Genomic DNA, 20,682 nt, shown 5'->3' on the forward strand with positions numbered 1-20,682 from the left:
AGGAGGCCTTCACGGAACGTACTGGCGAACTACCGGCGCATGAACGGCGGCACGTCGACCTCGTCGTCCGACGGGTCGTCGTGCACCGGGGTGGCACGGCCGGGCAGGCTGCCGTGGTTCGTGTTCGACCCGATCGGCGAGTAGCCGCGCGAACCGCCGCCGGGCTGCGGGAGCCCGCCGCTCAGCGAACCGTTGCCCTCGTTGCGGGCGGACGGCATCGGCGTGTGGGTGCGCGGCGGCGCGACCGGATAGCCGTTCGACCCGGTCGACGGCACCGGAGTGGCACCCGAGGGCGGGCTCTGCACCGGGGTCGCCCCGCCGGCGTTGACCTGGCCTGCCTGCGCTGACGCGGTCGAGTTCGTGCGGGAGCCGAACGCGGGCGGGTCGAGCTTCTTGTGGGTCGGGGTGCCGGCGTCGAACCCGGCCGCGATCACGGTGACCCGGACCTCGTCGCCGAGAGAGTCGTCGATGATCGTCCCGAAGATGATGTTGGCGTCGGGGTGCGCGGACTCCTGCACCAGCGACGCGGCTTCGTTGATCTCGAACAGGCCGAGATCCGACCCGCCCGCGATCGACAGCAGCGCGCCGTGTGCCCCGTCCATCGATGCTTCCAGCAGCGGCGAGTTGATCGCCTTCTCCGCCGCCTGGATCGCCCGGCCCTCGCCGCGCGCCGAGCCGATGCCCATCAGCGCGGAACCCGCGCCGGACATGACGCTCTTGACGTCGGCGAAGTCCAGGTTGATCAGTCCCGGCGTGGTGATCAGGTCGGTGATGCCCTGGACACCGGACAGCAGCACCTCGTCCGCCGAGCGGAAGGCGTCCATCAGCGAGACGCCGATGTCGCCCAGCTGCAGCAGCCGGTCGTTCGGGATCACGATGAGCGTGTCGCATTCGTTGCGCAGCTGCTGGATGCCCTCTTCGGCCTGCTTGCTGCGGCGCTTGCCCTCGAAGGTGAACGGGCGGGTGACGACGCCGATGGTCAGCGCGCCGAGCTTGCGGGCGATCTGGGCGACGACCGGCGCGCCACCGGTACCGGTGCCACCGCCCTCGCCCGCGGTCACGAACACCATGTCGGCGCCCTTGATGACCTCTTCGATCTCTTCGCGGTGGTCCTCGGCGGCCTTCTGCCCCACCTCGGGGGCGGCGCCGGCGCCGAGGCCGCGGGTCAGTTCCCGGCCGATGTCGAGCTTGACGTCGGCGTCGGACATGAGCAGTGCCTGCGCGTCGGTGTTCACCGCGATGAACTCGACGCCCTTGAGGCCGACCTCGATCATGCGGTTCACGGCGTTCACGCCGCCGCCGCCGATACCGACGACCTTGATCACCGCAAGGTAGTTGTGCGGGGGCGTCATCGGGGCCGCCTTCCTGATCGTGTGTGCCCGTGCTGCCCGCCGGTCGCTGAGCCTGTGCCGAACCCTCGAGCTGAAGTTCAGATTGAGAGTTATGTCAACTGCCGACGTTGAAGCAGGACGGTATGCACCAGGCTGGCTCGAATCCAGTAGCCACGCCGTGTGTCGCAAAGGTGTTTTGCCACAACATGTTCGCGGGCGCAAGAGCGAGACCCGGTCGCGGCGGCGAACGGCGGCCTGGTAAAGGGGCCATTGGCGGAGCTGAGAACGAACTCGTGAAGGGACATGACGCGTGAGCCCGCCCGCCGAAGGCCCCGCTATCGCGGTGGCAGGGCGCCTTACTCACGGACGTGAGAGATTCGACCAAGCAGCGCCCTGCCGACGTCGATCGCGGACGCGGGTTCACTGCCAGACGGCAAGAGCAAGATCAGGTCGGCATCGACATGACCATGACGACGTCCTTCGACGGCGTCCCGGTCGGTGATCCGCCCGCCTGTTCGACGCTGAGCGCGAACTTCTCCGCCCCGCCGAGCCCGTCGGCGACCAGCAGCGCACCGTCCTGACCACCGGAAATGAGCCCGGCGGGTTTGGGTGCGGCACCCGGGAACATGAGCCAGGCCTGGTAGACCCGGCCCGGTTCGTTCGCCGGCAGCTGCGCCGCCATGAACACCAGCCGGTCCTTGGCGCGCGACATCATCACGGTCCCGCCACCGCCGGCCGAGGTCTCGGCGTGCCCGGTCCGGAGATCGGCCGCCGAAAGGACGTCGGCGACCGGGGCGTAGCGCTCCGCGTACTGCGCCGCACGCTCCCGCGCGGCCGTCAGTTGCGAGTGGTTGTCGTAGGCGATCCCGCCGAACACGGCGGTGCCCGCGAGCCCGACGACGGCCGCCGCGACCGCGGCGATCGCCCAGCGCGGGGCGCGACGCCGGTCCTTGACGCGCTCCCCCGCGCCGAAGCGCGTCTTCGGCGGCTGTTGCCTGGTCGCCATCGCCTCGGCGAGCACGCGTCGCTTGAGTTCGGGCGGCGGGTCCTCGGCCAGCGCGGCACCGAGCCGGGTCGCGGTCATCTGCAGTTCGAGGACCTCTTGCGCGCACGAAGCACACTCGGCGAGGTGCCGCTGGAACTGCGCTCGCTCCACTTCGGACAGCGCGTCGACGGCGTACGCGCCGGTGAGCGTGTGCATCTCGGGCATGGTCATGCCGTCACCCCCAAACAGTCCCGGAGCCTGATCAGGCCGTCCCGGAGACGGGTCTTGATGGTCCCGTGCGGCGTCTGCAGCACCTCCGAGACCTCGCGATAGGTGTAGCCCTGGTAGTAGGCGAGCAGCACGGATTCCCGTTGCAGCTCGGTGAGGGTGGTCAGGCAGCGGCGTACCTGCGAACGCTCCCAGCGGGCCGCCACGGCCTCGGCCACCTCGTCGAAGGGCCGCGCGCGGGCGGCCTCGAAGGTCGCCTTGACCTCGCGGTCCGAACTGGCGCGTGCCGAGCGGACGCGGTCGACCGCGCGGCGGTGCGCGAGCGTCATGGCCCAGTTCAGCGCGCTCCCCCGCTCCGGGGAGTAGCGCGTGGCCGTGCGCCACAGCTCCACCATGACCTCCTGCGTGACCTCTTCGGACTGCGCGGCGTCACGGAGGATCCGCCGCACGAGGCCGAGGACCGGCCCGGCGAGCTGGTCGTACAAGGCGTCGAAGGCCCGCTCGTCACCCTTCGCGACCCGGACGAGCAGATCCTCGGCCGTCGGGCCGGCCGGTTCGCCGTCACCGGGGACGGGCGCCATCCGGCGCGGGCGTGCCGATTCATCCATCAAGCCTGCCTCCGGCCGTCCGCGGCGTCCGTGGGGTGATCGGCGCCTTCTTCAACCACAGTTTGACCCCATGCCGCCGGATCAGCGCGGAGACCCGGTGCGGCATGAGCGGACGGGTGATCAGCATGTGCGCCAGCCACTTGGCGGTGGCGGGGCGTCGCACACCGCGCAGCGACGCGATCAACGGTGTCCGGCCGTCCTGGTGGAGGGCGATCTTGACCGAAAGCAGCGACTCGGGCCTGGGCACCGCCATTCGGTACTCGCCGTCCATCGACTGGAACGGCGAGACGTAGAACTCCTTGTCCGCGAAGGCGTTCCCGTCCGCGTCGGGCCGCAGGAGGTACGCGTGCCTGCCCCCGTAGGTGTTGTGCACCTCGGCGACGACGCATTCGAGTCCGCCGTCGGGCCGGTGGCACCAGTACAGGGTGATCGGGTTGAAGTTGTGGCCGAGCATCCGCGCGCCGGCCAGCATCAGCACCCGGCCGCCGCGGAGGTCGACACCGCGCGCCGCGAGCCAGTGGTCCAATTTGGACCGGATGCTGGAGGTGTCCTCGGGCGCGAAGTGGTCTCGCGAGTCGAAGCGGGCGAAGGTGCGAAGCCACCACGGCAGCTTCGGCGGCACGTCGAGGTCGACGAACCACAGGTAGATCCGGTGGGCGAACGAGATCGGCGGATCGAGGCGCCGGACATGCGCCACCGTGGAGTCGTAGAGCACGGCCATGACGGTCACCATCGCACCCCGAAGTTCTCGGCCGCGCGGACGCCGGACGCGCAGCCGTCCTCGTGGAAACCCCAGCCGTGGTACGCGCCGGCGAAGGCGACCGTGGCGTCGTTCAGTTCGGGCAGACGGCACTGGGCGGCCACGGATTCCGGCGTGTAGACCGGGTGTTCGTAGGTCATCTTGGCGAGCACCGCACCGTCGGCCGGGCCGGTGCCCGGGTTGAGCGTGACGACGTAGCCGGTCGGCTCGTCGAGCCGCATCAGGCGGTTCATGTCGTAGGACACCTGGACCGCGCCGTGATGGGCGCCGCAGAACGGGGTCGCGTAGTTCCAGCCCGCCCGCGCCGATTCCGCCGTCGGGAGCACGCCGGTGTCGGTGTGCAGCCACGCCTCGTTGCTGGAGTACCGGAAGGCCCCGAGGACGTCGCGCTCGGCCGCGGTCGGCGAAGCGAGCAGCTTCAGCGCCTGGTCCGCGTGCGTGGCGAGGACGACCTTGTCGAGCCGGTGCCGTGTGTCGGCGTCGTCGCGGACCTCGATCCCCCGCGCGGTGCGCTTGACCGAGCGGACCGGGGTCGACAGGTGCACCGCGGTCAGCTGTTTGGCCGCCCGCTCGACGTACTCGCGAGAGCCGCCGACGACGGTGCGCCACTTCGGGGACCCGCCGACCGACAGCATCCCGTGGTTGCGGAGGAACTCGAACAGGTAGCGCGCCGGGTACCTGAGCGTGTCGGTCCGGTCGGCGGACCAGACGGTCGAAACGACCGGGAGCATGAAGTGGTCGACGAAGTACTTCGTGTACCCGCCGATCGCGAGGAAGGCGCCGAGGGTGACGTCTCCGGCCTCGGGCGCTTCGAGGACGCGCCTCGCGTGCCGGTGGAAGCGTTTGACGTCGGCGAGCATCCGCAGGTAGCGGCCCCGTGCGACGTTGCGCGGCTGCGCGAACAGGCCTTTCAGGCCCTTCGCGCCGGCGTACTGGAGCCCGCAGCCGTCGCAGCGGATGCTCATCGACATCTCGGTGTCGCGGGTGGCGACGCCCAGTTCGGCGAACAGGCGGAGCAGGTTCGGGTAGGTACGCTCGTTGTGCACGATGAACCCGGAATCGACGCCGACGGTGCCGCCGTGCGCGCTCGGGACGTCGTGGGTGTGCGCGTGCCCGCCCAACCTGTCCTCGGCTTCGAACAGCAGTACCTCGTAGCGGCGTTGCAGCAGATAGGCGGCCGTGAGGCCGGCCACGCCGCTGCCGATGACTCCGATGCGTTGACCCTTGGTGTGCACGTGAAGCATTCGGAGCCGGATCGGGCGAGGATTGGATCTCGTGAACCGGCTCGGCATCCGACCCATCCCTTTCCGGTCCGGGAGCGAATGACGACTATGCCGAACAGTCCTGTGTCCCGCCTAGCCCCGTTCGTCGAGCGGCTCCTCGGTGGTGCCCTTCCGGTCGGTTTGCGTACCTGGGATGGCGTACGCGCCGGTCCGCCGGATGCCCCGACCGTGGTACTCCACAACCGCCGGGCCCTGCGCCGTCTCCTCTACGCCCCCGGCGAATTGGGCCTGGCCAGGGCATACGTCTCGGGTGATCTCGACGTCGAGGGCGATCTCGCCGACGGATTCCGCCGGATCTGGGCGCTGACCCGTTCGGGTGCCGTGCGCGGCGCGAAGCTCGGCCCGCGCGATTGGGCCGAGGCCCTGCGCCTCGCGGTGCGCCTCGGTGTCGTCGGGCCGCCGCCCGCACCGCCCGCCGAGGAGGCCCGGCTGTCCGGGAAGCTGCACACCCTGCTCCGCGACAAGTCGGCGATCGCGCACCACTACGACCTCGGCAATGCCTTCTACCAGCTGTTGATGGACGAATCGATGGCCTATTCGTCGGCGTACTGGACGTCTGAGGAGGAGGGTTACGACCTCGAACAGGCCCAGTGGGACAAGCTCGAACTGATCTGCCGCAAGCTCGGCCTGCGCCCGGGGATGCGGCTGCTCGACGTCGGCTGCGGCTGGGGCTCGCTCCTGGTGCACGCCGCGAAACATCACGGCGTGACCGCCGTCGGGATCACGCTGTCGGCGGAACAGCTCCAGCACGTCCGCGGCCGCCTCGTCCAGCACGATCTGGAGGATCGCGTCGAGGTCCGGCGGCAGGACTATCGCGAACTGCGTGACGAGCCCTTCGACGCCGTCGCCTCCATCGAGATGGGTGAACACGTCGGCGAGGAGAACTACCCCGAGTACACACGGACGCTGTACCGGATGCTCAAGCCCACCGGACGGCTGGTCCTGCAGCAGATGTCCCGCGGCGCGGTGGCGCCCGGCGGCGGCGCGTTCATCGAGCGCTACATCGCCCCCGACATGACGATGCGGCCGCTGAGCCGCACCCTCGGGCATCTGGAGACCGCGGGCTTCGAAATCCGCGACGTCCACGCGCTGCGGGAGCACTACGTGCGCACGGTCCGCGCCTGGGAGAAGACGCTCGAAGGCAACTGGGACGACGTCGTCGCGCTGATCGGTGAATCCGGCGCGCGGGTCTGGCGGCTGTATCTGGTCGGCGGTGCGCTCGCGTTCGAAGAGAACCGGATGGGCGTGGACCAGATCCTCGCGGTCCGTACCTCGGAAGACGGCCTGAGCGCGCTGCCCGCCACCCGGGAGTGGTCCTGATGCCCCTCGGCGGGACGCTCGCGGTCACGGCGGGCACGACGCTGCTGGCCTTCGTCGTCACCTTCGGCATCGCGCGGTGGCGGAAGCGGTACGACACCGTCGACACGCTGTGGGGGCCGGGCTTCGCGCTCGTCGCGCTGGTGGCGGCCCCGCTCGGGGACGGGTCGGTCGCGCTGCGCGTGGTCGCCGCGCTGCTGACCGCGGTCTGGGGTGTGCGCCTCGGCGTCCACCTCCACCTGCGCAACCACAAGCTGCCCGAAGACCCGCGCTACGTGCGGATGGCCGAGAGCGCCGGCCCGAATCCGGCGCTCAAGCTGTTCGTCCGCGTGTACCTGGTCCAGGCCGTGGTGCTCTGGTTCGTCTCGCTGCCGGTCCAGTTCGCGATGTACGGCGACACCTTCGGGGTGACGGCGTGGCTGGGCGTCGCGGTGTGGCTGGTCGGCTTCGGGTTCGAGGCGATCGGCGACGAGCAGCTGCGCCGCTTCAAGGCCGACCCCGGCAACAAGGGGAAGGTGCTCGACAGCGGGCTGTGGCGCTACACCCGGCATCCCAACTACTTCGGGGACGCGTGCGTGTGGTGGGGCCTGTACCTACTGGCGTGTTCGAGCTGGGTGGGGGCGGCGACCGTGCTGTCGCCGGTCGCGATGACGTACACGCTGGCCAAGGGGACCGGAAAACCTTTGCTGGAGAAGGGTTTGCGGCGTTCGCGGCCGGGATACGCGACGTACGTCGAGCGGACCAGCGGGTTCTTCCCGCTGCCCCCTCGCAAGCTCACTCCCCGGTGAGACCGTCCGTCAGCTCGCGCAACAGGTCGAGGTGGCCGGCGTGCCTGCCGGTCTCCTCGATCATGTGCGCGACCACGAACCGGACGTTGACCTTGCGGTCGCCGCGGAAGGGGACCTCGTCGTCCAGCCCCATCGCTTCGACGATCTTGCGGCTCCGCTCGCACTCGGCCTCGTAGGCGGCGATCAGCTGCTCGATCGGGGTCTGCATGGCGACCCGGAACTCGGCGTCCGGATCGGCCTCCAGTGCCTCCTTCCAGACGTCCTCCTGTCCGTTGAGCACCACGTTGAACCAGTACTGCTCGACGAGGGTCAGGTGCCCGAGCAGACCGGCGACGGTGGTCAGTTCGCTGGGGACGAGCGGCCGCCGGGCCTGTTCGTCGGTGAGGCCCGAGCATTTCCACACGACAGTGGCGCGGAGGAAGTCGAGGAAGCCGTTCAGCTGGGTGCGCTCGTCGCCGGTGAGCGGCGGTTCGGGGCGCTTCGGTTCGTCGGTCATGGTCGTTCAGTCTGCCGGTTTCCTCGGATGATCCGCTAACGAGTTACCCCGGGACGCACTGTCCACCATCTGTCGCAGAGCCGTGGTCCATGTCCGAACGTGATCCCATCGTTCGAGTGAAACCGGCGGTAGTTAGCGCCGAGGAAACATGACGACCACCCGCCCGTCATGTCAGGCTGGTGCAGTTGTGCCCATAGCCGGAGCACCCGAGAAAGGTCACTGATGTCAGGCCTGCAGCTGAGCGCACTCGATGTCGCTTTCCTTTGCCTGGAAAGCGAAACGACGCCCATGCACATGGGGGCGGTGGTCACCTTCCGCCCGCACGGGCAGGTGCACGCGCGCGAGCTGACCACGCTGCTCGCCGAGCGGGCGGCGCGGCTCCCCAAGCTGCGTCAGCGTCCCCGCACCGCGCTGTTCCCGCCCGGTGCCGCGATCTGGGCCGAAGACCCGGATTTCGTTGCCAGTGAACATATTTCACATCACCACCTGAGCTCCCTGTACGAACCGGACCCGCTCTCCGCCTACGCGTCACGCTGGATGGGACGACCGCTCGACACCGGAAAACCCTTGTGGGACTTGCATCTCGTCACCGGCCTGCCGGACGGCGAGTTCGCGTTGCTGCTGAAACTGCACCACGCCCTGACCGACGGGGCCGGCGCGTACGCCGTCGCCGTCGGCCTGCTCGACGAGCTTCCCCGCGCGCCGAGGCGTCCGCACAGCGGGTCCCTGCCGCCCTCGCCCCGCTCCCCTGTGGACGCTGTCAAGGAAGCGGTCGGCTCGACGCTGGCCCAGGCCGGGATCGCCTCTTCGGTCGTCCGGGCGACCCGTTCGCCGCTGTCCCCGCTCAGCGCGCCGCCGTCGACCGAACGACGGCTCGGCCTCGTCCGGCTGGAGACCGCCGAGATCCGGCGGATCCGCCGGGCCCACGGCGGGACCGCCAACGACGTCGTGCTGGCGATCCTCAGCGGCGCGCTGCGCGAATGGATGATCAACCGCGGCCAGCGCGCCGACGACCGGACGCTGCGGGCGCTCATCCCGGTCAGCGTGCGCGGGCGGTCCGCCGAGCAGCTCGGCGGGAACAAGCTGTCCGGGTACCTCTGCGAGCTGCCGGTCGGCCTCGACGATCCGGTGGAGCGGCTGCTGGCCGTCCAGCGTGAGATGAGCCGGAACAAGGCGGCGGGCCCGGCCCGGGGCGCGGGCGCCTTCCCGCTGCTCGCCGACCGGATGCCGCCGATGCTGCACCGGCTCGGTTCGAAGGCCGCCGGGCTGGCCGCGCCGCTGCTGTTCGATCTCGTGGTGACCACGGTGCCGGTGCCGCCCAACCGCCTCACCCTGGACGGGACGAAGGTTTCGGGCGTGTACCCGTTCGTGCCGCTGGCGCCGCGGCAGGCGATCGGGATCGCGGTGGCGACCTATCGCGACTCGGTCCACATCGGACTTCAGGCGAACGGGGCGGCGGTCTCGGACGTGGGTTCGCTGCGGGACGGGGTGCTCAAGTCCGCTTCGCGCCTGCTGGACACCGCCTAGCACCCAAATGTCATGAAAGGGTCGTTCAGGACATCTTTTGTCCTGAACGACCCTTTCATGACATCCAGGGTCGGTCAGCCGCGCAGCATCTCCGCGACCAGGAACGCCAGCTCCAGCGACTGCTGCGTGTTCAGCCGCGGGTCGCACGCGGTCTCGTACCGGCCCGAAAGGTCCAGATCCGAGATCTCCTGCGCGCCGCCGAGGCATTCGGTGACGTCCTCGCCGGTCAGCTCGACGTGGATGCCGCCCGGGTAGGTGCCGAGCTTGCGGTGCACCTCGAAGAAGCCCTGCACCTCGTCCACGATCCGGTCGAAGTGCCGGGTCTTGTAACCCGTCGAAGACTCGTGCGTGTTGCCGTGCATCGGGTCGCACTGCCAGATGACCTTGTGCCCGGACGCCTCGACCTTCTCGACGATCGCGGGCAGCACCTCGCGCACCTTGCCGTTGCCCATCCGGGCGATCAGCGTCAGGCGGCCGGGCTCGTTGCGCGGGTCGAGCCGCCGGACGTACTCGACGGCCTGCTCGGGCGTGGTCGTCGGGCCGATCTTGAGACCGATCGGGTTGGCCAGCAGTTCGGCGAAGGCGATGTGCGCGCCGTCGAGCTGCCGCGTCCGCTCGCCCACCCACAGGAAGTGAGAGGACAGGTTGTACAGCTTGGGGTTCGCCGCGTCCGCGCGGTCCATCCGCAGCATGGAGCGCTCGTAGTCCAGCAGCAGCGCCTCGTGGCTGGCGAAGATCTCGGTGGACTGGAGCGAGGTGTCGGTGACGCCGCAGGCCGACATGAACCGCAGGCCGCGGTCGATCTCCGAGGCCAGCGCCTCGTAGCGCTCGCTGGCGGGCGAGGACTTCACGAAGTCCTTGTTCCAGTCGTGCACCTGGTGCAGGTCCGCCATGCCGGCGCCGGTGAGCGCGCGGACGAGGTTCATCGCGGCGCCCGCGTTCGCGTAGGCGCGGATCATCCGGCCGGGGTCCGGCACGCGCAGTTCGGGCTTGGCGACGAGCGAGTTGATGATGTCGCCGCGGTACACCGGCAGGCCGAGCGCGTCGGTGGAGGCCGAACGCGGCTTCGCGTACTGGCCCGCGATCCGGCCGACCTTCACCACCGGCAGGCTCGCGCCGTAGGTGAGGACGACGGCCATCTGCAGCAGGGTGCGCAGGTTGGCGCGGATATGCGGCTCGGTGTTCGATTCGAACGTCTCCGCGCAGTCGCCGCCCTGCAGCAGGAACGCCTCGCCGCGGGCGACCATGGCGAGCCGGTCCGAAAGGCGGTCGATCTCGGCGGGGACGGTGATCGGCGGCACGCTCTCCAGCACACCGCGGACGCGCTTCGTCAACTCGGCGTCCGGCCACTCGGGCTGCTGGGCGGCGGGCCGGGAAAGCGCGTCGTCGAGCCGCTCACGCAGCCCGGGCGGCAGGGGTGGCAGTTCGGGGAGCGTGTCGACGGGAACGTCCACTGTCCAGTTCACGGGCACCAGGATATGCCGGGCCGAAAGCCGCCCGCCCACCGGGACGAAAGTCCCAGAACGTGGACGGGCGGCGGAGGAGATCAGGCGGCCTGGGCCTTGTTGTAGAGGTTCTGCGCGTCCGTGCCGAAGTACGGGCCGAACATGTAGCCGGGCAGGAAGTTGTACCCGAAGCTGTTCACCGAGGCCTGGATGCCGGCACCGGTCGCCTCGCTGAAGTTGAGGAACCACGGGCCGCCGCTCGAACCACCGGTCATGTTGCAGTTCATCCCGTGGTCCTTGGTGAGCAGGAAGTCCGTGAAGGTGCTCCCGCTGCAGTAGATCAGCTTCGAGCCGTCGTACGGCGCCGCCGCCGGGTACCCGAACGTGTACATCGACTGGTTGCGCGCCTGGTTGAACGCGATCCCCTGCGCGCCGACGACGTCGGTCAGCTTCTGCCCGTTGAGCGGATTCACCACGGCCGCGCCGATGTCGTAGTTCATGTCCTCGCTCGCTTCCCACTGCGGAGTGGTCAGCGTGCTCTTCGCTGCCCAGGTGCCGTAGGGCGTGTTGCCATTGTTGTAGCCGGGAGCGAAGGTCCAGTTGGTGTGCCAGGCGCCCTGGTACTTCACGCAGTGCCCGGCGGTGATCACGACACTGCCGTTCGTGCTCGTGACCGCGTCACCGGAGCACGACGCGTTCCGCCCGCCCATGGTGAAGAACACCCGGCCCGCGGTCTGCACGACCTTGCCGGCGCCGGTCCACGCGCCCCCGCCGTTGGGGATGCTCTGGATGATCGTGCTCGTACCCTTCGCGACATCCTTCGGGGTGAAGGCGGGCGCCTGGACCAGCTGTTCGATCGGCACCGCCGACCGCATCCGCTCCGGAGTCCAGTAGGCCGCGACCGCCTGCGCGCCGGTCGCTGCCTGATGCTGGACCGGCCCGGCGTGGGCGGGGTTCGCGACGGCCGTCAGCGCCGTCACCGCCAGCCCCACGAGTGCCGCCAGTATCCCCGCCCGGGAAGCCGTCCTCTTCATGGCGTACCACCTTTCGCCACCGGTGAATTGCCGTATGACTTGCACGACATTTCGAAAGTATTTGTCCTGCTACCAGGGGTACAAGCGGCCGTTCGGCCGCATCCGGGGTGGCGTATGGGCCGTTCGGTCTAGCGGCAGTGCGCGTCGGCCGCCGGGAGGACGCCGTCCCGCAGATACCGGATCACGAAGTCGTTGCCACAGGCGTTGCCCATGGTGAAGACACCGTGCCCGCCGGCGTCCACGGTGACGAACTTCGCCCGTGCGCCCAGCGCCGACCGCATCTCGCGGGCGCCGACAAGCGGGGTCGCCGGGTCGCGAAGATTCTGCACCAGCAGGATGTTCGTCGGTCCGCGGTCGTGGATCCGCACGGGCGGTTCGCGGCGTTCGACGGGCCAGAACGCGCACGGGGTGATGTTCGCGGCCGCGGGGCCGAACATCGGCTGCGTCACGCGGGCCCGTTCGACTGCTTTTTGGTAGTGGCGAACGCTTTCCGGCCAGTCGGAGTCGTTGCAGAGCACCTGGAGCTGGAGCGCGGCGTGATTGTCGGTGTCCGGCGGTCCGCCTTGTGCCTTCGCCGCCGGAGCGGCCCATCGCTCGGCCAGGCCGGGGAAGTTCGCGTCGTCGTACAGCGCTCCCCAGGTGTCGGTGCGGATTCCTGGGCGCTTTTCGGCCAGCTCGAAGAACTTCGCCGTCACCTCGGCCGGTGTCCGCCCGAGGTGGTAGACGTCGTCCCGCGCCGCCGCCCAAGCCGCGAAGTCACCGAAACGGTCGTCGAAGCCGTCCGCGAACCGCTGATGTGCCTGGACATCCAGCCCGTTGGGGCCGACCAGGCTGTCCAGCACGATCCGATCCGTGCGCGCGGGGAACATCGACGCATACGCCGCGCCGAGATAGCTCCCGTACGAAACGCCGTAGTACGAGATCTTCCGCTCCCCCAACGCCGCGCGGATCCGGTCCAGGTCGCGCGCGGTGTTGGCGGTGGTCATGTGCGGCAGGAGATCCGCGGTCTTCGACTCGGCGCATTGCTTCGCCACCGCACGCGACTTCACCGCCTTCTCGGCGACGTCACGTGGACCCTCCGCGTACGGGCCGACGAGGATGAACCGCTGTTCCTCGCTCAGGTCACAGGTCACCGGCGTGCTGTAGCCGGTCCCGCGTGGGTCGAAACCGATGACGTCGTAACTGTCGAGCAGGCCGGACTGTCCCTGTCGCTGCGCGAGTTGCGCGGGCATCGCGAGGCCGGGGCTCCCTGGGCCGCCCGGGTTCATCAGCAGCGCGCCTCGCCGCTTCGGCGAGTTGCTCGCCTTGCGGGAAATGGTGAGCTCGATGGTCCGGCCGCCGGGATCGGCGTAGTCCAGCGGCACCCGGAGTTTCGCGCATTCGAGGCCCTCGGTCGGTGAGGGAGTCATGCCGTAGTCCGGGCACGGCGACGTCCAGCGCAGCGCCGGAGCCGCTTCGGCGGTCGCCGGGACGACCATGGTCAGTGGCAGGAAAGCCAGTACCGCCAACGTTTTTCTCATGCGGCGAGCTTGGCGGGCGGAAGGCTCTACCGCGTCGGACCACGGCCTGATCCCGGACCTCCGCCTTGGGTGGGGTCTCACCCTGTCGTTCGTCGACCCCGAGTGTCAGGAAAGGGTCGTTCAGGACGAAAAACGTCTTGAACGACCCTTTCCTGACATCTCCACCAGGCTCAGACCACCGCGAGCGGCAGCGCCGTCGGGTGCACCGGGGCGGGCAGGTCCGAAGCGCCGGTGAGGTACGCGTCGACGGCACTCGCCACCGAACGTCCCTCGGCGATCGCCCACACCACCAGCGAGGCACCGCGGTGCGCGTCGCCGCAGACGAACACGCCGGGCGAGGAGGTCTGCCAGTCCGCGCCGCACGAGAGCGTGCCCCGCTGGGTCAGCGAGAGACCGAGCCCGTCCAGCAGCGGCATGTGCTCGACACCCTCGAACCCGATCGCGAGCAGCACGAGGTCGGCGGGCAGTTCCTCGACCTCGTCGTTGACCGGGGTCACCATCCGCTTGCCGGTCTCGGGGTCCTTGACCACGCGGACCTGACGGAGCTCCACGGCGCGCACGTTGCCTTCGTCGTCACCGATGAACCGGGTGACCGCGACGGCGAACTTGCGCTCGCCCGCCTCCTCGTGCGCCGGATAGGTGCGCAGGATGTACGGCCAGGTCGGCCACGGCGAGCGTTCGTCGTCCCTTGTGGACGGTGGCGCCGGGTACTGGTCCAGCTGGGTCACCGAAAGCGCGCCCTGCCGGGTCGCGGTGCCGTAGGAGTCGGCCCCGGTGTCGCCGCCGCCGATGATGACGACGTGCTTGCCCGCCGCGTCGATCGCCGACGGGCCGTCGCCCTCGACGTACTTGTTGGCCGGGACCAGATGTTCCATCGCCAGGTGGATCCCGGCGAGCTCGCGGCCGGGCGTGGTCTTGTCGTCACGGCCGCGCAGCGCGCCCACCGCGAGGATCACCGCGTCGTACTCCGCCCGCAGTTCCTCGACGGTCAGGTCGACGCCGACCTCGCAGCCGGTGACGAACTTCGTGCCCTCCTTGCGGAGCTGCGCGAGCCGGCGGTCGAGGACCTTCTTCTCCATCTTGAACTCAGGAATGCCGTACCGCAGCAGGCCGCCGAGCCGGTCGTCCCGCTCGAAGACGGTCACCTCGTGGCCGGCTCGGGTCAGCTGCTGCGCGGCGGCGAGCCCGGCCGGACCGGAGCCGACGACCGCGACCCGCTGCCCCGACGAAACCGCCGAGACCTGCGGCTGCACGTAACCGGCTTCCCAGGACTGGTCGGCGATCGTCTGCTCGACCCGCTTGATCGACACCGGACCGCCGGACAGCGGCGAGATCGACAGCACGCAGCCCGCCTCGCACGGCGCGGGGCACAGCTTCCCGGTGAACTCGGGGAAGTTGTTGGTCGCGTGCAGCCGGTCGCTCGCCGCGGCCCAGTCGCCGCGGCGCACCAGGTCGTTCCACTCCGGGATCAGGTTGCCCAGCGGGCAGCCGGAACCACCGGAGTGACAGAACGGGATACCGCAGTCCATGCACCGGGAAGCCTGCTTGCGCACCTGTTCGTTGCGCTCGCCGGGTTCCACGTCGGCGTAGACCTCGCCCCAGGTGGCGAGACGGTCCTCTTTGGACTTCTTCTTCGGCTCTTCACGGTCGTACTTCAGGAAACCCGTCGGATCAGCCACGAGCGGCCTCCATGATCGCTTCGTCGACGTCGCGGCCCGCGGCACGCGCCGCCTTCGCCGCGTCAAGGACACGCTGGTAGTCGCGGGGCATCACCTTGGTGAACGCCGCCGAGCGACGCGGCCAGTCGCCGAGCAGCGACGCGGCCACGGCCGAACGTGTGAGGTCGTAGTGCTTCTGCACGGTCTTCTTGAGCCAGGCGAGGTCCTCGGACGACGGCGTCTGGAGGTTCACCATCTCCTCGTTGACCTTGCCGCGGTCCAAGTCGAGCACGTAGGCCTCGCCGCCGGACATACCCGCCGCGAGGTTGCGCCCGGTCGGGCCGAGGACCACGGCCTGTCCGCCGGTCATGTACTCGAAGGCGTGGTCGCCGACGCCTTCGGCGACCACCACCGCGCCGGAGTTGCGCACGCAGAACCGTTCGCCGACCTGGCCGCGCAGGAACATCTCGCCGCCGGTGGCACCGTAGGCCAGCGTGTTCCCGGCGATGGTCTGGCCTTCCGCGGCGAACTTCGCGTCCGGATGCGGGCGCACGATGATCCGCCCGCCCGAAAGGCCCTTGCCGACGTAGTCGTTCGCGTCGCCGACCATGTCGAGTGTGATGCCGCGCGGCAGGAACGCCCCGAGCGACTGCCCGGCGGAACCGGTCAGCAGCACGTGGATCGTGTCCTCGGGCAGCCCCTCACCGCCGTAGCGACGGGTGATCTCGGAACCGAGCAGCGTGCCGACGGTCCGGTTCACGTTCCGTACCGGCAGTTCCAGCCGCACCGGATGCGCGTCCTCCAGCGCCGCCTCGGCGAGCTGGATCAGCGTCCGGTCGAGCGCGTGCTCCAGGCCGTGGTCCTGCGCCCGCGTGCGCCGCTTCGCCCCGCCGTACGGGGTTTCGGTCGGCATCTCGAAGATCGGCGCGAGGTCGAGACCGGAGGCCTTCCAGTGCTCGATCGCCTCGTCGGTGTTCAGCACCTCGGCGTGCCCGATGGCCTCGTCGAGAGTGCGGAAACCGAGTGCCGCCAACGTTTCCCGGACCTCTTCGGCGACGAACCGGAAGTAGTTCACGACGTGGTCGGCCTGGCCGGTGTACCGCTTGCGCAGATCCGGGCTCTGGGTCGCGACGCCGACCGGGCAGGTGTCGAGGTGGCAGACGCGCATCATGACGCAGCCTTCGACGATCAGCGGCGCCGTCGCGAAGCCGTACTCCTCCGCGCCGAGCAGCGCGGCGATGACGACGTCCTTGCCGGTCTTCATCGCGCCGTCGACCTGCACGGTGATCCGGTCGCGCAAACCGTTGAGCAGCAACGTCTGCTGGGTCTCGGCGAGGCCGATCTCCCACGGTGTGCCCGCGTGCTTGAGCGAGTTCATCGGGGAGGCGCCGGTGCCGCCGTCGTGGCCGGAGATCAGCACGACGTCGGCGTGCGCCTTGGACACGCCTGCCGCGACCGTGCCGACGCCGAGCGAGGACACCAGCTTCACGTGGATGCGGGCGTTCTCGTTGGCGTTCTTGAGGTCGTGGATCAGCTGGGCGAGATCCTCGATCGAGTAGATGTCGTGGTGCGGCGGCGGCGAGATGAGCCCGACGCCCGGCGTCGAGTGCCGGGTGCGCGCGATCCACGGGTACACCTTGTTGGGCGGAAGCTGCCCGCCCTCGCCCGGCTTCGCGCCCTGCGCCATCTTGATCTGGATGTCGTCGGCGTTGACGAGGTATTCGCTCGTGACGCCGAACCGGCCGCTCGCGACCTGCTTGATCGCGCTGCGCCGTGCCGGGTCGTAGAGCCGCTCGGGGTCTTCCCCGCCCTCGCCGGTGTTCGACCGTCCGCCGATGCGGTTCATCGCGATGGCGAGCGTTTCGTGCGCCTCGGCCGAAATCGAGCCATAGGACATCGCGCCGGTGTTGAAGCGCTTGAAGATCGCCTCGACGGGCTCGACCTCGTCCAGCGGGACGGGCTCGCGGACGCCCTCGCGGAAGGCGAACAGCCCGCGCAGCGCGCCGCCCTGGCGGTACAGGCGGTGCACCTCGTCGGAGTACTTCTTGTAGACCTCTTCGCGGCCGGTCTTCGTCGCGTGCTGCAACAGGAAGACGGTCTCGGGGGTGAACAGGTGCAGTTCGCCCTCGCGGCGATACGCGTACTCTCCGCCGGTCTCGAGTCCACGGTGGACACGATCGGTCGGGTTGTCCGGGTACGCCCGGCGGTGACGCGTGGCGACCTCTTCGGCGAGCACGGTCAGCCCGACCCCGCCGAGCTTCGACGACGTCCCGGTGAAGTACTCGTCGAGCAGATCCTGGGCCAGGCCGAAGGATTCGAAGACCTGCGCCGCGGTGTACGCGCCGACGGTCGAGATGCCCATCTTCGACATGATCTTCAGGACGCCCTTCACGAGCGCCTTGACGTAGTTGCGGACCGCCGTGGCGGGCTCGATCCCGGTGACCGCACCGGTCGAGATCATGTCCTCGATGGTCTCGAAGGCCAGGTACGGGTTCACCGCCGCGGCGCCGTAGCCGAGCAGCAGCGCGACGTGGTGGACCTCGCGCGCGTCACCGGTCTCGACGACCAGCGCGACGCGGAGCCGCTCCTTGGTGCGCACCAGATGGTGGTGCACCGCGGACACTAGCAGCAGCGACGGGATCGGCGCCATGCGGTGGTCGGAGTCGCGATCGGACAGCACGAGTGTGCGCGCGCCGGCCGCGATCGCTTCGGAGGCCTCGCGCCGGACCCGCTCGATCGCGGACGCCAGCGCCTCGGCACCACCGTCCACTTCGTACAGTCCGGAAAGGACACTGCACGCGAAGCCGGGAAGGTCGCCGTCGTCGTTGATGTGGATCAGCTTGGCGAGTTCGTCGTTGTCGATCACCGGATACGGCAGCTGCACGTGACGGCAGGAGGCCGGACCGGGGGCGAGCAGGTTGCGCTCGGGGCCCATGATGCGGCTCATCGAGGTGACGAGCTCTTCGCGGATCGCGTCCAGCGGCGGGTTGGTGACCTGCGCGAAGTTCTGCTTGAAGTAGTCGTAGAGCAGCCGCGAACGCTGCGACAGCACCGCGGGCGGGGTGTCGGAGCCCATCGAACCGATCGGCTCGGCCGCCTTGACCGCCATCGGCGCGAGGAGGATCTTCAGCTCTTCTTCGGTGTAGCCGAAGGAAAGCTGGCGCCGCAGCACGGAATCGTGGCTCTGCACGATGTGGTCGCGGTCCGGCAGGTCGGCGATCTGCAGGAGACCGGCGTGCAGCCAGCCCTCGTACGGGAGTTCCTTGGCCAGCGCCGACTTGACCTCTTCGTCGTCGACGATCCGGCCCGCCTCGGTGTCCACCAGGAACATGCGGCCGGGCTTGAGACGGCCCTTGGCCACGACGTCGGCGGGGGCGACGTCGAGGACGCCCGCCTCACTGGCCAGCACGACGCGGTCGTCCGCGGTGCGCCACCATCGGGCGGGCCGCAGGCCGTTGCGGTCGAGCACCGCGCCGACGAGCGTGCCGTCGGTGAAGGTGACACAGGCCGGGCCGTCCCACGGCTCCATGAGGCTGGCGTGGAACTGGTAGAACGCACGGCGCTGTGCGTCCATCCCGGTGTGGTTCTCCCACGCTTCGGGGATCATCATCAGCACCGCGTGCGGGAGCGACCGCCCGCCGAGGTGCAGCAGCTCCAGCACCTCGTCGAAGGAGGCGGAGTCCGACGCGTCGGGCGAGCAGATCGGGTACAGCCGGGTGAGGTCGCCGGGGATGAGGTCCGATTCGAGCAGCGCCTCGCGGGCGCGCATGCGGTTGCGGTTGCCCCGGATGGTGTTGATCTCGCCGTTGTGCGCGACGAACCGGAACGGATGCGCCAGCGGCCACGACGGGAAGGTGTTGGTGGAGAACCGGGAGTGCACGAGCGCGATGGCGCTGGTGAGCCGGGTGTCGGTCAGGTCGGCGAAGAAGAGCGGGAGCTGCTCGGGGGTCAGCATTCCCTTGTAGACGATGGTCCGCGAGGACAGCGACGGGAAGTAGGTGCCGCAGCCCGCGGTCACGCTCTCGTTCTCGACGCGCTTGCGGAGACAGAAGGCCAGGCGGTCCAGTTCGAGCCCGGACGGACATCGCCCGTCGGCCTCGGCGCCCGCGACGAACAGCATCGCGAAATGCGGCATGACCGAACGCGCCGTGGGGCCGATGTCGGCGCGGTCGGCGTCGACCGGTACCTCACGCCAGCCGAGGACGTCGAGGCCCTCTTCGCCGGCGATCCGCTCGATCAGGGCGATGGCCTTGTTCCGCTCCTCGACGTCCGAGGGCAGGAAACCGATCCCGGTCGCGTAGGTCTGGTGACCGTCCGCGTCCGCCTCGGGCAGGGGGAAGTCCACCTCCGCCCGCAGCAGCTCGTCCGGGAGCTGCAGCAGGATGCCCGCCCCGTCGCCACTGGTCGGCTCCGCTCCGGCGGCCCCTCGATGGTCGAGGTTCGTCAGCGCGGACAGGCCGTCGGTGACGATGCCGTGCGAGCGCCGCCCGCGGACGTCGGCCACCATGGCCACACCGCAGGAGTCCTGTTCGGATTCGGGATCGTAGAGACCCTGTTTGCCGGGAATGGCGGAGAAGATCATGAAGGGACCTCCTTCGTCGTCTGTGCTCAGCGGCCGGGCGGACCGGCCGGGGGATGCGCACGGGACGACGATGGCCCGTTCGTTAGCGCGACTTTAACACCTGTGAAACACGTAGGCATCAATTCGGCGGGCGCGAAAGCCCGCCGATGGGTAACGATCTGGACGCCCGGAACGACACAGTTCCTGATGAGGTCACAGTAGTTCGTTCCGCTAAGTATATGTCCTGTTCCGGGATGTCACGAGAAGCGGTGAGGCGACCCTAGTCACTCACGGCGCCCGGCGCGAGCCCAGGACACCGGAAATAGAACGTGTTACAGTTCCGGCCATGATCCTGGACCGTTTCCGGCTCACCGACCAGGTCGCCGTGGTCACCGGCGCCGGACGCGGGATCGGCGCGGCGACCGCCGTGGCGCTCGCCGAGGCCGGCGCCGACGTGGTGATCTCCTCCCGCACCGAAACCCAGCTCGAAGACGTGGCCGCCCTGGTCGCCGCCACCGGCAGGCGCGCCCACGTGGTGCCCGCCGATCTGAGCGACCCGGCCGCCGCCGGCGAGCTGGCGCGTATCGCGAAGGCGGAGTTCGGGCGGCTGGACCTGGTCGTCAACAACGTCGGCGGCACGTATCCACGGCCGCTGCTGGAAACCACCGCGGACTTCCTCGAAGAAGCCTTTCGCTTCAACGTCTCCACCGCGCACGCGCTGACCGTCGCGGCGGCACCGTCCTTACTGGAGTCGGGCGGCTCGGTCGTCAACATCTCGTCGGTCATGGGCCGCGTGACCGGCCGTGGTTTCGCCGCGTACGGCACGGCGAAGGCCGCGCTGGCGCACTACACCCGGCTCGCCGCGGCCGACCTCGCGCCGAAGGTGCGGGTGAACGCGATCTCGGTCGGCTCGGTGGCGACCTCCGCGCTCGAAGTGGTGGTGGGCAACGACGAGCTGCGCGCCCGGATGGAGGCCGCCACTCCCCTGCGCCGGATCGGCGAGGCCGAGGACATCGCGGCCACTGTCGTGTTCCTGGCGTCGGGCGCGGGCCGGTACGTCACCGGCAAGATCATCGAAGTCGACGGTGGGCTGCAGGCGCCGAATCTGGAGCTCGGTCTGCCCGATCTATAGGAGGCGAAC

The 20,682-nt window shown here is 69.5% G+C and carries 15 protein-coding genes; 4 read left to right on the plus strand and 11 right to left on the minus strand.

The annotated features are described in order from the left end of the window. Positions 1-29: 29 nt before the first annotated feature. The 5 genes from ftsZ to AORI_RS69065 form a co-directional block, all read right to left on the minus strand. A complete protein-coding gene (gene ftsZ, locus AORI_RS69045; RefSeq protein WP_016335933.1) occupies positions 30-1,352 on the minus strand; it encodes a cell division protein FtsZ in 1,323 nt (440 codons plus the stop codon). A 424-nt stretch (positions 1,353-1,776) separates the two neighbouring features. Next, positions 1,777-2,547: an anti-sigma factor gene (locus AORI_RS69050; RefSeq protein ID WP_016335934.1), complete on the minus strand. Its 771-nt coding sequence runs from the start codon at positions 2,545-2,547 to the stop codon at positions 1,777-1,779. Beyond that, positions 2,544-3,152 (minus strand): ECF RNA polymerase sigma factor SigK, encoded by a 609-nt coding sequence (gene sigK, locus AORI_RS69055; protein WP_043848270.1) that lies wholly within the window; start codon positions 3,150-3,152, stop codon positions 2,544-2,546. Before sigK ends, AORI_RS69050 begins: the two co-directional genes overlap by 4 nt. Further along, positions 3,145-3,885: a DUF1365 domain-containing protein gene (locus tag AORI_RS69060; RefSeq protein ID WP_016335936.1), complete on the minus strand. Its 741-nt coding sequence runs from the start codon at positions 3,883-3,885 to the stop codon at positions 3,145-3,147. The genes sigK and AORI_RS69060 overlap by 8 nt, the downstream gene beginning before the upstream one ends. Continuing rightward, on the minus strand, positions 3,879-5,156 hold the full coding sequence (locus tag AORI_RS69065; protein ID WP_016335937.1) for an NAD(P)/FAD-dependent oxidoreductase: 1,278 nt from the start codon (positions 5,154-5,156) through the stop codon (positions 3,879-3,881). Before AORI_RS69065 ends, AORI_RS69060 begins: the two co-directional genes overlap by 7 nt. A gap of 87 nt (positions 5,157-5,243) precedes the next feature. Between AORI_RS69065 and AORI_RS69070 the strand changes: the two genes are divergently transcribed. Together AORI_RS69070 and AORI_RS69075 are read left to right on the plus strand one after the other, a co-directional pair. Continuing rightward, positions 5,244-6,515 (plus strand): SAM-dependent methyltransferase, encoded by a 1,272-nt coding sequence (locus tag AORI_RS69070; RefSeq protein WP_043848271.1) that lies wholly within the window; start codon positions 5,244-5,246, stop codon positions 6,513-6,515. After that, positions 6,515-7,300, plus strand: a complete 786-nt coding sequence (locus AORI_RS69075) for a DUF1295 domain-containing protein (protein WP_016335939.1) — start codon at positions 6,515-6,517, stop codon at positions 7,298-7,300. The genes AORI_RS69070 and AORI_RS69075 overlap by 1 nt, the downstream gene beginning before the upstream one ends. On the opposite strand, the gene AORI_RS69080 is transcribed toward AORI_RS69075, so the two are convergent. Then, the gene (locus tag AORI_RS69080) at positions 7,287-7,796 is read right to left on the minus strand and encodes a DinB family protein (RefSeq protein ID WP_016335940.1); all 510 of its coding nucleotides are present in this window, start codon (positions 7,794-7,796) and stop codon (positions 7,287-7,289) included. The genes AORI_RS69075 and AORI_RS69080 overlap by 14 nt on opposite strands. A gap of 222 nt (positions 7,797-8,018) precedes the next feature. Between AORI_RS69080 and AORI_RS69085 the strand changes: the two genes are divergently transcribed. Beyond that, positions 8,019-9,323, plus strand: coding sequence for a wax ester/triacylglycerol synthase family O-acyltransferase (locus tag AORI_RS69085; RefSeq protein ID WP_016335941.1), 1,305 nt, complete (start codon positions 8,019-8,021; stop codon positions 9,321-9,323). Positions 9,324-9,397: 74 nt separating this feature from the next. Here the strand turns inward: AORI_RS69085 and AORI_RS69090 are convergent, their stop codons facing one another. The 5 genes from AORI_RS69090 to gltB all read right to left on the minus strand — a co-directional run bounded on the left by AORI_RS69090 (position 9,398) and on the right by gltB (position 19,562). Beyond that, entirely contained in the window at positions 9,398-10,789 is a 1,392-nt protein-coding gene (locus AORI_RS69090; protein WP_043849059.1) for a class II 3-deoxy-7-phosphoheptulonate synthase, read from the minus strand. 80 nt (positions 10,790-10,869) lie between these two features. Continuing rightward, complete coding sequence (locus AORI_RS69095; protein ID WP_016335943.1) at positions 10,870-11,802, minus strand: trypsin-like serine peptidase; 933 nt, start codon at positions 11,800-11,802, stop codon at positions 10,870-10,872. Between the two features lie 128 nt (positions 11,803-11,930). Then, a complete protein-coding gene (locus tag AORI_RS69100) occupies positions 11,931-13,322 on the minus strand; it encodes an alpha/beta hydrolase (RefSeq protein ID WP_043848272.1) in 1,392 nt (463 codons plus the stop codon). A 170-nt stretch (positions 13,323-13,492) separates the two neighbouring features. Continuing rightward, on the minus strand, positions 13,493-15,001 hold the full coding sequence (locus AORI_RS69105) for a glutamate synthase subunit beta (protein WP_016335945.1): 1,509 nt from the start codon (positions 14,999-15,001) through the stop codon (positions 13,493-13,495). Continuing rightward, on the minus strand, positions 14,994-19,562 hold the full coding sequence (gltB, locus tag AORI_RS69110) for a glutamate synthase large subunit (RefSeq protein ID WP_016335946.1): 4,569 nt from the start codon (positions 19,560-19,562) through the stop codon (positions 14,994-14,996). Before gltB ends, AORI_RS69105 begins: the two co-directional genes overlap by 8 nt. Before the next feature lie 325 nt (positions 19,563-19,887). On the opposite strand from gltB, the gene AORI_RS69115 reads away from it, so the two are divergent. Continuing rightward, positions 19,888-20,673, plus strand: coding sequence for an SDR family oxidoreductase (locus AORI_RS69115; protein ID WP_016335947.1), 786 nt, complete (start codon positions 19,888-19,890; stop codon positions 20,671-20,673). The last annotated feature ends 9 nt before the right edge of the window (positions 20,674-20,682 follow it).

Origin of the sequence: Amycolatopsis keratiniphila (genome assembly GCF_000400635.2) — a bacterium.
GTDB classification, from domain to species: Bacteria; Actinomycetota; Actinomycetes; order Mycobacteriales; family Pseudonocardiaceae; genus Amycolatopsis; species Amycolatopsis keratiniphila.